We start from the raw sequence: 11856 nt of genomic DNA on the forward strand, positions 1-11856 counted from the left end.
ACTCGGACACAGCAGTCCGGCGCCGGGACCAACGAGTCCGCCCGCCAGGCGTCTGGTGGTCGGTGGCCGATGACGCGGTCCCGCCGGGTTCGCGCTCGATCCACGAGCGGCCCGCTCTTCGGGAGGACATTCATCGTGGTTCAGCTGCGCAGCGGGGTGGCGGCGCGCCGTCGGCGCTCCGGGTTCGTCGGTCTGGTGGCCGCGGGCGCTCTCGTCGCCCTCACGGCCTGCACGTCCGGTTCCATCAACAACCTGTCCGGCGCCGAGGCGTCGCTGGCCGGGAACAACGGCGGGCTGTCCAGCAGCGCTGTTGCTCCCTCGTCGGCCGGCGACCCGACCACCGCGTCGAGCAGCGCCCCGGCCGGACCGACCGTGACCGCCTCGCCCGCGTTCGGCAGCAAGGGGCTCTCCCCGGTGGCCCCGATGTCGGTGACGACCAGCTCCGGCACCCTGAAGGACGTGACCGTCACCAACCCCGCCGGGGTGCAGGTGAAGGGCGCGCTGTCGACCGACGGGACCACCTGGACGGTCGGCGAGGACCTCGGCTACGGCAAGAGCTACACCGTCACCGGGACCGCGGTCGGTACCGGCGGCGCCACCACGAAGATCTCCGGCACCTGGACGACGGTCACCCCGACCGACCAGATCACCACGTCGATCTCCCCGGGCGACGGGGCCGTGGTCGGGGTCGCCGCGCCCGTCATCGTGCATCTGGGCTACAAGCCGACGACCGACGCCGAGAAGGCCGAGATCATGAAGCACGTCACGATCACCACCGACCCGCAGGTCGAGGGGGCCTGGGCGTGGATCAGGCACGACGGCGACCAGTTCCCGTCGCTGGACTGGCGGCCGAGGGAGTACTGGCCGGCCAACACGAAGGTGCACGTCGAGTCCGACATCTACGGCCTGCCGTTCGGTGACAACTACTTCGGCGGCGACGGCGCGACGAGCGACTTCACCATCGGCCGCAACCAGGTCGTCAAGGCCGACGCCACCGCCCACAACATCGTCGTCCAGCAGGACGGCCAGACCGTCGCCACGTACAACGCCTCCTACGGCAACGGCGACATCATCAACGACCCCAACCGGGTCACGCGCTCGGGCGTCCACGTCGTCTCCGACATGCAGGAGACGACGAAGATGAGTAACCCGCAGTACGGCTACACCAACGTCACCGAGCACTGGGCCGTCCGCATCAGCGACAACGGCGAGTTCATCCACCAGAACCAGGACACCGTCGACGCGCAGGGCGTCACCAACGTCAGTCACGGGTGCATCAACCTGTCCGCCGAGGACGCCGAGGCCTACTTCAAGACCGCGATGTACGGCGACCCGGTGGAGGTCACCGGCACCAGCGTGCAGCTCTCGTCCGCCGACGGCGACATCTACGACTGGGCCGTCCCGTGGGACCAGTGGCTGACCATGGGCTGAGCCCGGCCCGGTGACGGTTTGGGCCGCGGTCCGGTCCCGACTACACTGATCAGGCCGCCGCTGTAGCTCAGTCGGCAGAGCATCTCACTCGTAATGAGAAGGTCTGGGGTTCGATTCCCCACAGCGGCTCCAGCACGCAGAACGCCGGTCCACCCCAGGGTGGGCCGGCGTTCTGCGTTGTGGAGCGGGTCGGTCAGACCTCGACGTCCCGCGCGGCCGACGGGTCGTGGGCCGGGGCGGACAGGTCGCAGGCGTCCTCGGCCGGGTCGGCGGGGCTGCCGCCGAGAACGGTGTCGCAGATGTCGCTGAAGTTCTCCAGCTGGGCGTCGCTGAGCGGGTCGAACATCATCGACTTGACGGTGCGGGCATGCAGCGGGGCCAGTTGGACCAGGGTCGCCTGGCCGGCCTCGGTGAGCGAGGCGATCTGCCCTCGCCGGTCGCCGGCGGCGGCGGTGCGGCGGACCCAGCCGTTGCCCTCGAGCCGGGCGACGGCGTGGGACAGCCGGGACTGGGAGGACCCCACGACGCCGGCCAGCTCGTTCATGCGGAGCGACTGCTGGGGAGCCTCGGAGAGCATGGCCAGGATCAGGTAGTAGGCGAACGGCATGTGCCCGTGGTGCTGCATGTCGCGTTCGATGGTCTCGTTCAGCCGCCGCGACATCCGCAGGAACGAGCGCCAGACCTGCTGCTGTTCGCTGGTCAGCCACGGGTCGTCAGCCATGTGTCCAGTATTCCCGTTCGTCGTCACGGTGGTTCACCCCACTAGTTATTGAACTCTCAACTATACGGCGGTAGCGTGCGGCCATGGCCACCACCGCCGAACGCATGCCCGTCCTGTACCTGTCCCACGGCGCCCCGCCGTTGGCCGACGACGCGACGTGGACGGCCGAGCTCGCCGCCTGGAGCGACGACCTGCCCCGGCCGTCCGCGGTGCTGGTGGTCTCCGCCCACTGGGAGTCGGCGCCGACCACGGTCGGCGCGACCGAGACCGTCCCGCTCACCTACGACTTCTGGGGTTTCCCGCAGCGGTACTACGAGGTCACGTACCCCGCTCCCGGCGCGCCCGAACTCGCCGCCGACGTCCGCGGCCTGCTCGCCCGCCCCGGCCACGACGTGCACTCCGACCCGCACCGCGGGCTCGACCACGGCGCCTACGTCCCGCTCAAGGAGATGTTCCCGGCGGCCGACGTCCCGGTGCTGCAGATGTCGATGCCCAGCCTGGACCCCCGCGAGCTGTTCACCCTCGGACAGCGGCTCGCCCCGCTGCGGGATCAGGGCGTGCTGATCGTCGGCTCCGGTTTCACCACCCACAACCTGTCGCTGGCCGATTTCGGCGACACCTCCGGCCACGGCCCGGGATGGGGGCGCGAGTTCGACGCCTGGGCCACCGAGGCCGTCGAGTCCGGTGACGTCGACGCCGTCCTCGACTTCGAGAACCGCGCCCCGGCCGCGCGGATCGCCCACCCGCGGACCGAGCACTTCGCGCCGCTGTTCGTCTCGCTCGGCGCGACCGCCGACGACTGGGCCGGTGCCCACAGCACGGTCGACGGGTTCTGGTACGGCATGGCCAAGCGCTCCTTCCAGCTGCACTGACCAGCGCGTTCACGGGTGATGATGGGTCGGTGACCGGCCCCTTTCCGCCCCTTGATGCGATCCACCGGACCGACCCGGCCGTCAGCCCCGCCGAGCTGGCCGCCCTGCACCGGGCCGTCGAGCTCGCCGACCGGGGCGCGGGCACCGTGCTGCCCAATCCGGTGGTCGGCTGCGTGCTGCTCGATCCCGACGGCCGGACCGTGGGGGAGGGCTGGCACCAGCGGGCCGGCGGCCCGCACGCCGAGGTCGTGGCCCTGGCCGCCGCCGGGGAGGCGGCCCGCGGCGCCACCGCGGTCGTGACCCTGGAGCCCTGCAACCACACCGGCCGGACGGGGCCCTGCCGGCAGGCCCTGCTCGACGCCGGGGTCACCCGGGTGCTGGTCGCCGTCCGCGACCCGTGGCCCACGGCCGGCGGCGGCATCGCGGCGCTGCGGGCCGCCGGGGTCACTGTGCTCGACCTCCCGGAGCTGGCCGCCGGCGGTGATCCCGCGGCCGTGTCCGTGGTGAGCGCCGCCGAGGAGGTCAACCGCGTCTGGCTGGCGGCGGTCCGTCGGGGACGGCCGTGGGTGACACTCAAGGCCGGGATCACCCTGGACGGCCGGGTCGCCGCCGCCGACGGCACCAGCCGGTGGATCACGTCACCGCCGTCCCGGGCCGACGTGCACGTGCTGCGGGCCGCGGTCGACACGATCATGGCCGGGGTGGGGACGGTGCTGGCCGACGATCCGCTGCTGACCGTCCGCGACGACGCCGGCCGGCCGTCGGTACGCCAGCCGTTGCGGGTGGTGGTCGACTCCACGGGGCGGACGCCGGCCGCGGCGCGGGTCCGGGACACCGGCGAGTCCGCCGCCGGGGCGGCGACCTGGATCGCGACGGCGCAGGAGGTGGGCGCCGGCGCGGACGGCCGGGTCGATCTGGTCGGCCTGCTCACCGAGCTGGGCCGCCGCGACCGCCGGCACGTGCTGCTGGAGGGTGGACCCACCCTGGCCGCCGCCGCACTGGACGCCGGACTGGTCGACGAGATGTGGCTCTACGTGGCCCCCATCGCCCTGGGTGCGGGGCCGTCGGTGCTGCAGGGCGGACGGGTCGGCACCCTGACCCAGGCCCACCGCGGCGAGCTGATCGACGTGGCCCGGTTCGGCCCGGACGTCCGCTTGCGGTACCGGTTCGAGACGACCAGCCTGGGGGACCCGGTTGGCCCGCCCGGGCCCGGGGTATCCGATTCGATGATCTGACCCACCCGGTGACCGCCCGGCCGATCCGCCCGCCGACGGCCGCGATCACCTCGGAACGAGGAGAAGTCCATGACTCTGGCCGCCAAGCTCCGCCGGGCGCCGCTGCGCCTGACCACCGGTGCATTCATCCTCAACAGTGGCCTGGGCAAGTGGGCCGGTGGCGAGGAACAGGCCAAGGGCATCCACGGGATGGCCGCCGGCGCCTATCCGGCCCTGCAGAAGATGCAGCCGGCGACGTTCCTGCGGACCCTGTCGGTCGCCGAGATCGCCACCGGCGCCGTCCTGCTCGCCCCCATCGTCCCGGCCGGGATCGCCGGGGTGGCGTTGACCGCGTTCGCCGGTGGCCTGGTCGGTCTGTACCTGCGGACCCCTGCCCTGCACGAACCGGGCGGCGTCCGGCCCACCCAGGACGGTATCGCCATCGCCAAGGACGTCTGGATGGCCGGCGCCGGAGCCAGCCTCATCATCGACGCCGTCACCACCCGGTCGAAGAAGAAGGCCCCGGCCACCGACTGATCGCCCAGGCCCGGCCGACCTCAGTGGTCGGTCGGGCCCGCGTCCTCCGCGGTCGCGTCGCCGTCGGCGCCGGTGAGCTCCTCGGGTCCGCCGGCGAATCCGCCGCCGCTGTACTCGCCCTCACCGCGGAACGCCGACTGCTCGGCCGCCTCGCCCTGCTCGGTGTAGCCCGGATCATCTGATCGCGGTGTGCTCATCGCAGTACCTCCAGTAGTCCCGGGGTCGACGTCCATGCCGTGATCAGGCCGTTCGTCCGGACGGACGGATCGCTGCGGTCGCCGGAGACCAGCAGCACCACGGCGAACACGATGGCGGCCAGCACGACGAACGTCACGGCCACGATGATCAGCAGTTTCTTGCCCGAGCGCCCGCTCGCGGCGCCCAGCCGGTCGTCGCGCGCGCTCATGCCCGGTCACCCCGGCGGTCGGCCCGGGGCGGGCTGCTCGCCCGGCTCCGGGTGCTGCGTGGCGTGCCCCTCATGGTGGCCCTCCGTGCGTCCGTGCGCGGTCCGCTCTGTTGGGGACCCCGCTGTTGTCGCCTGGTTACTTCCCGTCCCGGGACGGAACGACGCACCCGCCCCGGTCGTCCGGGACGCCAGGCGACACCGGCGAAAGGCGGGCTCCGGGCAGCGCCGGCGGCACACCCGGGATCAGCCGGTCGGTGTGCCCGGCCGCGACGAGTCGCCCCCACGCCCGCCCGACGTCCGTGGGGACCGGCTGCGCCGCGGCCAACCCGGTCCGGGAGACGACGGCGACCCGCTGCAGGTCGCCGACCAGCATCCCGACCACCCGTGCCGGGCCCAGGCGCTCGGCGTACTCGCGGAACGCGACCCGTTCCGCGGTCGAGCGGACCACCGGTCCCGGCCACAGTCGAGCGGTGACGGCGCGGGCGTAGCGCAGCTGGTAGGGCTTGCCGACCAGGATCAGCCCCGCCGCCGGGAGACCGAGCTGCCGCACGAGCCGACGGCTGCGAACGACGTTCTCGACGGTCGACCGGGCCCCGTCCTCCCGGAACACCCGGCCCGGTGGCACCCCGAGGCGGACGGCCTCGGCCGCGAACGCGGCCGCCTCACCCTGCGGGAACGTCGCCGCCGTCGTCCGCGAGGTGGCCCCGGTGCAGACGAGCGCGGCCACCCGGCCCCGCCCGAACAGCTGGGCCGCGCGCCCGGCGGGGGCGAGGTCGTGGCTGCCCAGGACCAGGGCGAGGGTGTACTGCGGAGCCGGATCCGTCGTCGGCCCGTCGGGCAGGTCGTCCAGCCGCAGGAAGTCCCACAGCCGGCCGGCGTCGGCCAGATCGGTCGACGTGGGCTCCGGCATGCGGTGATTGTGTCCGGTCGGCGGCGCGAGAATGGCGTCCGGCGGGGGCTGGCACACGGAAGGACCGAGGATGACGGACGCGACGACCGCGGAGGCGAAGCAGTACCGACGGACCGCGGCGCGGTTCACCGAGCTGGTCCGCGGGGTCCCGGACGCCGCGACCTGGGACCAGCCGGCGCCCGTCGCCGGCTGGACGGCCCGGGACGTCGTTGGTCACCTGGTCGGCTGGTTCCCCGGATTCCTGGCCGGCGGATCGGGCATCGAGCTGCCGGCCGGACCGTCCGTCGCGGACGACCCGGTGGCCGCCTGGCAGGTGATGAGCGACGGGGTGCAGGCCGTCCTGGACGACCCGGACTCCGCCGGACGACTGCTCCGCAACCCGCACCTCGGGGAGGTCCCGGTGCCCCGGGCCGTCGATCAGTTCTTCACCACCGATGTCTTCCTGCACACCTGGGACCTGGCTCGGGCCACCGGCCAGGACGAGACCCTGGACGCGCAGCGCTGCGCCGACCTGCTGGCCGGGATGGAGCCGATGGACGAGATGCTCCGGGCGAGCGGCCAGTACGGGCCGAAGGTGCCGGTGCCGGACGACGCCGATCCGCAGACCCGCCTGGTCGCGTTCATCGGCCGGGACCCCCGATGACCCCCGCCGCTCGGCCCGGGGGGCTGCGGGTCGGCGCGGCCGTCGTCGACGTCACCCCGGCCGACACTGAGCTGCCGGCCCCGTTCGTGGGGATCGACGATCCGATCGCGGCCCGCGCCATCGTCGTCGACGACGGTTCCGCCCGGGCCGCCCTCGTCGCGGTCGACATCGTCGGTCTGGGCAGCGAGGTCTGGGCCGAGGTCGCCGACCGGATCGCGACCGAGCACGGCATCGCGGCCGACCGGTTGGTGCTCTCGGCGACCCACACCCACAGCGTGCCCAGCAGCCTCGGCCCCCGCCTGGTCGGGTCGATCGTGGACGCGGTCGGCCGGGCCGCCGCCGCGGTGCAGCCGGCCACCCTGTCGGTCGGCCTGGGCGACTGCCACATCAACGTCAACCGCACCCTCTTCGACACGGCCGTCGGCCAGTGGCGGGAGGGCCGCGACGACCAGGGCCCGTCCGACAAGACCCTGGCCGTGCTGGTTTTCCGGGCGCTGGACGAACGACCGATCGCCGTCTGGTTCCAGTACGCCGTGCACGGGGTGGTCACCGGGCTGCGCGATCTCATCGGCCCGGACATTCCTGGGTTCGCGTCCGCGCACGTGGAGGCCGCGCTCGGTCCGGAGGTGGTCGCGATGTTCAGCAGCGGCTGCGCCGGGGACCAGAACCCGATCGTCTACCGGCAGACGGTCGAGCTGCGGGCGCGACGGGTGGCCGAGCATGCGGCCCGGGGCATCGACATCAGCAACGACATGCCGCCCGGCGGCGTCGGTCTCGACCGGGACGACCCGGTGGTCGCCCGACTGCTCGACGAGCAGCGGCGGGTCGCGCAGGCGCTCGGGGTGGTGCTGGCCGAGGACGTGCTGACCGTCGTCGCCGAGCGGTGCGACCGGCCCCGGACCGCGGTGCGGGTGACCGGGGCGCAGCGGGTCGTCGAGCTGCCCGGTCGACGGCGGACCGACCGCGGCCGCGCCGGGCGGCCCGGTGAGTACGTCGACGCCGATCCGGTGCCGCTGCGGATCGGAGTGCTGCGGTTGGGCGACGTGGTGCTCGGCTGGGTCGACGCCGAGGTCTTCACCGAGATCGGGCAGCGGCTGCGGCGGGAGTCCCCGGCCCGCTACACCCTGCTGTCCACCCTCACCAACGGCTGGGCGCCGTCGGGATACGTCGCCAGCAACACCGCCGCCGGCTTCCACACCTTCGAGGTGCTGGCCAGTTCCCTGCAGCCGGGGCGCGCCGAGGCGGCCATCGTGGCCACGGTGCTCGACCTCGCGGCGGAGACCGCCGCCGACTGATCAGGTCAGGGCCGGTCAGCGCTGGGGGTCGGCGGCCTGCAGCTGCAGGATCCCCTGGACGATGCGGTGCAGCTGCTCGTGCTGCGGGTCGCTGATGCCCAGGGCGTCGGCCTCGTTGGCGGCGACGACCCGGGGCCAGGCCCGGGCCAGCAGGGCGCGGCCGGTCGGGGTCAACTGGACGGGGTTCGGGCGGCCCGAGCCCCGTTCCCCGGTGCGCTGGACGAGACCGCGTTCGATCAGCACGTTCAGCAGGTGGTTGGCGCTCTGCGGTCGCATGAGGATGCGGTGGGCCAGCTGGGCCTGGGTGAGGAAGGGCTCGACGGAGAGCTGGGCCAGCGCGCCGAACTGGATGGGGGTCAGCCCGTACGGGGTGAGGACGTCGGTGAGCATCGTCTCGAAGCCGCGGGCGGCGCGGATGACCGCCCACGTCAGCAGCCCGTCCAGGTCGGCCCGGTCGGCCGGCAGCGCCGCGTTGTCGCTCATCGACCCACCTCACCACAAATCAGAATCCTGATACTGTGGGGCCATGGTCGATTCCTCCCGTTGCGAGACCGACGTCCCGACCGCCGCGGGTGGGCCGGTGCTGGTCACCGGGGCCACCGGCACCATCGGGTCCGAGCTGATCCGGCTGCTCACCGCTCAGGGCGTCCCCGTCCGCGCCCTCGTCCGCCGCCGCGACCAGCAGCAACGGCTGGCCGGGTCGGGAGTGGAGGCGGTGCTCGGTGACCTCGACGATGCCGACAGCCTGCGGCGCGCCCTGACCGGCTGCGATCGGCTGTTCCTGCTCACCGCGCCCTTCCCGGGCCAGCTGGACCAGGAGAGGCGCGCGATCGATGCGGCTGTCACCGGGGGAGTGCAACGGCTCGTGCGCATCTCGGCCGGCGACTCCAACGTCAGTACCGACGTGCCCTGGGCGAAGGCCCACGCCCAAGCCGACACGTATCTCGCCACCACCGAGCTGAACTGGACGGTGCTGCGGGCCAGCGCCTTCCTGCAGAACTTCGCCGGGTCCGCCCCGGCGATCCGGCGGGGGATCCTGCCGCAGACGACGAAGAACGGCGCCGAGTCCTGGATCGACGCCCGCGATGTCGCCGCCGTCGCCGCGCGGGTGCTCACCGAGGACGGCCACGACCGGGCCACGTACTTCCTCACCGGCCCGCAGGCCCTGACGATGGCCGAGATCGCCGCCGTGTTCGGTCGCGTCCTGGGTCGGCGGGTGCGCTTCGTCCAACTGCCCGGCTACGTCTTCGCCGCGATGCTCCGGGTCGCCGGCAAGCTGTCGCCGTTCACGACGAAGGGGCTGCGAATCCAGTTCGCCGGTGTGGTGCGCCCCGGTCACGACATCGACACCACGTACGAGGTGCCGCGGCTGCTGGGCCGACCGAGCCGGACGGTCGAGGACTACCTGCGGGACCACCTGGACATCTACCGCTGAGCGACCGTCGGTGTCCGGCCGTCGAACGGGTACTGCCGGGGCGATCGGCAGACTGGGGTCAGCCGCTTCGCCCGAGCACCGCCGACCGAAGGACAGCACCCATGTCGTCCAGCACCCGTCCCCTTCCCGACCTGACCGGCCGGCTGGCCGTCGTCACCGGCGCCAGCGACGGTCTCGGCCGGGTGATCGCGGGCCGGTTGGCCGGGGCCGGCGCGGACGTGGTGCTGCCCGTCCGCAACCAGGAGAAGGGCGAGACGGCGGCGGCGGGCATCCGTCGTGACGCCCCCGGGGTGACGGTGCGCGTGGCCCGGCTCGACCTGGCCTCCCTCGAATCGGTGACCGCGCTCGTCGACCAGCTCACCGCCGACGGCCGCCCGATCGACATCCTCGTCAACAACGCCGGTGTGATGACCCCGCCGCAGCGGACGGAGACCGACGACGGGTTCGAGCTGCAGTTCGGGACCAACCACCTCGCTCACGTCGCGCTCACCCTCGGGGTACTGCCGCTGCTGCGGGACGGGGAAGCGCGGGTCGTCCAGCAGACCAGCATCGCCGCCCGGCAGGCCGCCATCGCCTGGGACGACCTGAACGGCGAGCGCGGCTACTCGGCCATGACCTACTACCAGCAGTCCAAACTGGCCTGCGCGCTGTTCGGGTTCGAGCTGCAGCGCCGCAGCGACGAGCACGGCTGGGGCCTGATCAGCACCGTCGCCCACCCCGGCGTCTCACCCACCAACCTGTTCGGCGCGCAGCCCGCGATGGGGCGGCAGCGGGACATGCTCGGCAAGCGGGCCATCGGACTGGCCGCCCGGGTGGGCATCGTCGGTTCCGTGCCGAGCGCCGCCGAACCCGCCGTGCTGGCCGTCACCGACCCCGACGCCCGCGGCGGGGAGTTCTACGGCCCGAAGCGGCTGCTGGGCGGACCGGCCGTACGGATCGACCCCTGGAAGCCCATGCGCAACCGGGCCGATGCCCGGCGGCTCTGGGACACCTCGATCGAGTTGCTCGACGGGTACGTGCCAAACCCGGAATGAGCGCGACGCAGCCCGCGGACCCTTGGGGCCTCGGATGCTGAGTGGGTGGGCACTGGGCTTGTTCATGCATCGACAAACTGCGTAATGGATGGGCGATTCGTACGTCCCATGTCGAAATGCTCCGAACGTCTGGGGGACCTCGACATGACCACGCCCTACCCGCCACCACCACGGAAGAAGAAGGTCCGGGTCTTCACCTGGATCATCGTCGCCATCAACGTGCTGTTCGCCGTCTGGCTGATCGGCGGCATCGCCACGGCCGCGTCGAAATCGGGCACCTCCTGCAACGGACTCGATTAGAAGACCTGCGAGGCCGCCCAGGGAATCGGTGCGACGATCGGCGCCGGCTTGATCCTGTTCCTCTGGGTTGCCGTCGACGTCATCCTCGGCGTGATCTGGCTGGTGACCCGTAAGAAGGAACCCGCCGTCATCTACCTCCAGGCGCCACCGCCAGCTGGAGGAGGTGGAGTGTGACCCGGACGGACTGGAAGCAGGTCAGGCCCACGGCGATCGGCGTGGCCCTCGCGGTCGGCGTTGCTCTGGCTGGTTGTGGCGGGGCAACGACCGCCGGTTCTGCGACCGTCACCGAGACACGGACGGTGGCCAGCGCCCTTCCCATCGTCCGTCAGACCACCACTGTGACCGCCACGGTGACAGCCGTCGCCACTTCGACGGCGACCGCCACAGCGACAGCCACGACAACTGCAACCGCAGCGGCTCCGATGGCAAGCGCGGACCCGAGCGGCCCCAAGGCCGACGGCAACTATCTCGCACGCCAACAGATCACACCCGGCAACTGGCAGTGCAGTAAGGGTGACGACGACACATTCTGGCGGGCCAGTGACGCCAGTGGCGACACCATCGACAACGGCTTCTCGACGGTCGCTTCCATCCCGGCCGATGCTTTCAGCGTCGACTTGAAGCGGTGCGAAGGAACCTGGTCTCTCGTCGGGTAGTCCAGTTCTCATCGTTGAGCGGTGCCCCGTCGGGCGGACCGATGGGGCATCGGTGTATCTGCCGCCAATCGTCGGGCTTCGCTCCGGCCGTCACGCCACGAGCGTCCTGGCTGGCCCCGGACGACACTGCCGTAAGAAGTGGGCCCCCAGGGGATCGAACCCTGAACCCGCGGATTAAAAGTCCGCTGCTCTGCCAGTTGAGCTAGAGGCCCCGGTCGGTCAGGGTACGGCAGCGAGCGTGTCCCGTCCGCGTCGTGCCCCCGGCGGGGACCCGTCACCTGGTCGGGTGACACCCAGGACGGTCATGCTGGTCCGACCCGTTCGGGCTGGCACCGTCCAGGCTCGGGGTGGGGCGCCGTGACCGACACCCCCCTCACCCTGCCCGTGCACCCCCGGTGGGGG

16 protein-coding genes and 2 tRNA genes are annotated in these 11856 nt (G+C 72.4%); 12 read left to right on the top strand and 6 right to left on the bottom strand.

Translation table 11 applies throughout. The features are described from left to right. Positions 1-135: 135 nt before the first annotated feature. Both FDO65_RS12955 and FDO65_RS12960 read left to right on the top strand, forming a co-directional pair. Positions 136-1431: a L,D-transpeptidase gene (locus FDO65_RS12955; RefSeq protein ID WP_240757591.1), complete on the top strand. Its 1296-nt coding sequence runs from the start codon at positions 136-138 to the stop codon at positions 1429-1431. 56 nt (positions 1432-1487) lie between these two features. After that, positions 1488-1563 (top strand) — tRNA-Thr (locus FDO65_RS12960). Positions 1564-1624: 61 nt separating this feature from the next. Here FDO65_RS12960 and FDO65_RS12965 read toward each other — a convergent pair. Next, positions 1625-2152, bottom strand: coding sequence for a MarR family winged helix-turn-helix transcriptional regulator (locus FDO65_RS12965; RefSeq protein WP_137450130.1), 528 nt, complete (start codon positions 2150-2152; stop codon positions 1625-1627). Positions 2153-2235: 83 nt separating this feature from the next. On the opposite strand from FDO65_RS12965, the gene FDO65_RS12970 reads away from it, so the two are divergent. From FDO65_RS12970 to FDO65_RS12980, 3 genes are all read left to right on the top strand, one after another. Beyond that, positions 2236-3024 carry a dioxygenase family protein gene (locus FDO65_RS12970; RefSeq protein ID WP_166442177.1) on the top strand — a complete coding sequence of 263 codons (789 nt, stop codon included), beginning with the start codon at positions 2236-2238 and terminating at the stop codon, positions 3022-3024. Positions 3025-3119: 95 nt separating this feature from the next. Further along, entirely contained in the window at positions 3120-4259 is a 1140-nt protein-coding gene (ribD, locus tag FDO65_RS12975) for a bifunctional diaminohydroxyphosphoribosylaminopyrimidine deaminase/5-amino-6-(5-phosphoribosylamino)uracil reductase RibD (RefSeq protein WP_137450641.1), read from the top strand. 69 nt (positions 4260-4328) lie between these two features. Beyond that, positions 4329-4775: a hypothetical protein gene (locus tag FDO65_RS12980; RefSeq protein ID WP_137450131.1), complete on the top strand. Its 447-nt coding sequence runs from the start codon at positions 4329-4331 to the stop codon at positions 4773-4775. 20 nt (positions 4776-4795) lie between these two features. Here FDO65_RS12980 and FDO65_RS22200 read toward each other — a convergent pair whose 3' ends face one another. The 3 genes from FDO65_RS22200 to FDO65_RS23090 form a co-directional block, all read right to left on the bottom strand. Next, a complete protein-coding gene (locus tag FDO65_RS22200) occupies positions 4796-4972 on the bottom strand; it encodes a hypothetical protein (RefSeq protein WP_166442178.1) in 177 nt (58 codons plus the stop codon). After that, positions 4969-5181, bottom strand: a complete 213-nt coding sequence (locus tag FDO65_RS12985; RefSeq protein WP_137450132.1) for a hypothetical protein — start codon at positions 5179-5181, stop codon at positions 4969-4971. Before FDO65_RS12985 ends, FDO65_RS22200 begins: the two co-directional genes overlap by 4 nt. A gap of 136 nt (positions 5182-5317) precedes the next feature. After that, positions 5318-6091: an ElyC/SanA/YdcF family protein gene (locus FDO65_RS23090; protein ID WP_137450133.1), complete on the bottom strand. Its 774-nt coding sequence runs from the start codon at positions 6089-6091 to the stop codon at positions 5318-5320. Between the two features lie 70 nt (positions 6092-6161). Between FDO65_RS23090 and FDO65_RS12995 the strand changes: the two genes are divergently transcribed. Together FDO65_RS12995 and FDO65_RS13000 are read left to right on the top strand one after the other, a co-directional pair. After that, complete coding sequence (locus FDO65_RS12995; RefSeq protein ID WP_137450134.1) at positions 6162-6734, top strand: TIGR03086 family metal-binding protein; 573 nt, start codon at positions 6162-6164, stop codon at positions 6732-6734. Continuing rightward, positions 6731-8029 carry a hypothetical protein gene (locus FDO65_RS13000; protein WP_137450135.1) on the top strand — a complete coding sequence of 433 codons (1299 nt, stop codon included), beginning with the start codon at positions 6731-6733 and terminating at the stop codon, positions 8027-8029. The genes FDO65_RS12995 and FDO65_RS13000 overlap by 4 nt, the downstream gene beginning before the upstream one ends. 15 nt (positions 8030-8044) lie before the next feature. Here FDO65_RS13000 and FDO65_RS13005 read toward each other — a convergent pair whose 3' ends face one another. Next, positions 8045-8512 (bottom strand): MarR family winged helix-turn-helix transcriptional regulator, encoded by a 468-nt coding sequence (locus tag FDO65_RS13005; RefSeq protein ID WP_137450136.1) that lies wholly within the window; start codon positions 8510-8512, stop codon positions 8045-8047. A 43-nt stretch (positions 8513-8555) separates the two neighbouring features. Here FDO65_RS13005 and FDO65_RS13010 point away from each other — a divergent pair, with 43 nt between their 5' ends. From FDO65_RS13010 to FDO65_RS22205, 5 genes are all read left to right on the top strand, one after another. Beyond that, complete coding sequence (locus tag FDO65_RS13010; RefSeq protein WP_137450137.1) at positions 8556-9464, top strand: NmrA family NAD(P)-binding protein; 909 nt, start codon at positions 8556-8558, stop codon at positions 9462-9464. A gap of 101 nt (positions 9465-9565) precedes the next feature. After that, on the top strand, positions 9566-10498 hold the full coding sequence (locus FDO65_RS13015) for an SDR family oxidoreductase (protein WP_137450138.1): 933 nt from the start codon (positions 9566-9568) through the stop codon (positions 10496-10498). Positions 10499-10642: 144 nt separating this feature from the next. Next, positions 10643-10798, top strand: a complete 156-nt coding sequence (locus FDO65_RS22540) for a hypothetical protein (protein WP_205850018.1) — start codon at positions 10643-10645, stop codon at positions 10796-10798. A gap of 48 nt (positions 10799-10846) precedes the next feature. Next, positions 10847-10972, top strand: a complete 126-nt coding sequence (locus FDO65_RS23095; RefSeq protein WP_276606859.1) for a hypothetical protein — start codon at positions 10847-10849, stop codon at positions 10970-10972. After that, positions 10969-11454 (top strand): hypothetical protein, encoded by a 486-nt coding sequence (locus FDO65_RS22205; protein WP_166442179.1) that lies wholly within the window; start codon positions 10969-10971, stop codon positions 11452-11454. Before FDO65_RS23095 ends, FDO65_RS22205 begins: the two co-directional genes overlap by 4 nt. Before the next feature lie 139 nt (positions 11455-11593). On the opposite strand, the gene FDO65_RS13025 is transcribed toward FDO65_RS22205, so the two are convergent. Next, positions 11594-11666, bottom strand: a tRNA-Lys gene (locus tag FDO65_RS13025). Positions 11667-11856: the final 190 nt, after the last annotated feature.

This window comes from Nakamurella flava (assembly GCF_005298075.1).
Lineage (GTDB): Bacteria > Actinomycetota > Actinomycetes > Mycobacteriales > Nakamurellaceae > Nakamurella > Nakamurella flava.

Coding starts and splice junctions, on each gene's coding strand:
- FDO65_RS13010 (WP_137450137.1), top strand. CDS start 8,556: ATGGTCGATTCCTCCCGTTGCGAGACCGACGTCCCGACCGCCGCGGGT.
- FDO65_RS13005 (WP_137450136.1), bottom strand. CDS start 8,512: ATGAGCGACAACGCGGCGCTGCCGGCCGACCGGGCCGACCTGGACGGG.
- FDO65_RS12970 (WP_166442177.1), top strand. CDS start 2,236: ATGGCCACCACCGCCGAACGCATGCCCGTCCTGTACCTGTCCCACGGC.
- FDO65_RS12985 (WP_137450132.1), bottom strand. CDS start 5,181: ATGAGCGCGCGCGACGACCGGCTGGGCGCCGCGAGCGGGCGCTCGGGC.
- FDO65_RS13015 (WP_137450138.1), top strand. CDS start 9,566: ATGTCGTCCAGCACCCGTCCCCTTCCCGACCTGACCGGCCGGCTGGCC.
- FDO65_RS12965 (WP_137450130.1), bottom strand. CDS start 2,152: ATGGCTGACGACCCGTGGCTGACCAGCGAACAGCAGCAGGTCTGGCGC.
- FDO65_RS23090 (WP_137450133.1), bottom strand. CDS start 6,091: ATGCCGGAGCCCACGTCGACCGATCTGGCCGACGCCGGCCGGCTGTGG.
- FDO65_RS12980 (WP_137450131.1), top strand. CDS start 4,329: ATGACTCTGGCCGCCAAGCTCCGCCGGGCGCCGCTGCGCCTGACCACC.
- FDO65_RS13000 (WP_137450135.1), top strand. CDS start 6,731: ATGACCCCCGCCGCTCGGCCCGGGGGGCTGCGGGTCGGCGCGGCCGTC.
- FDO65_RS22540 (WP_205850018.1), top strand. CDS start 10,643: ATGACCACGCCCTACCCGCCACCACCACGGAAGAAGAAGGTCCGGGTC.
- FDO65_RS22200 (WP_166442178.1), bottom strand. CDS start 4,972: ATGAGCACACCGCGATCAGATGATCCGGGCTACACCGAGCAGGGCGAG.
- FDO65_RS12995 (WP_137450134.1), top strand. CDS start 6,162: ATGACGGACGCGACGACCGCGGAGGCGAAGCAGTACCGACGGACCGCG.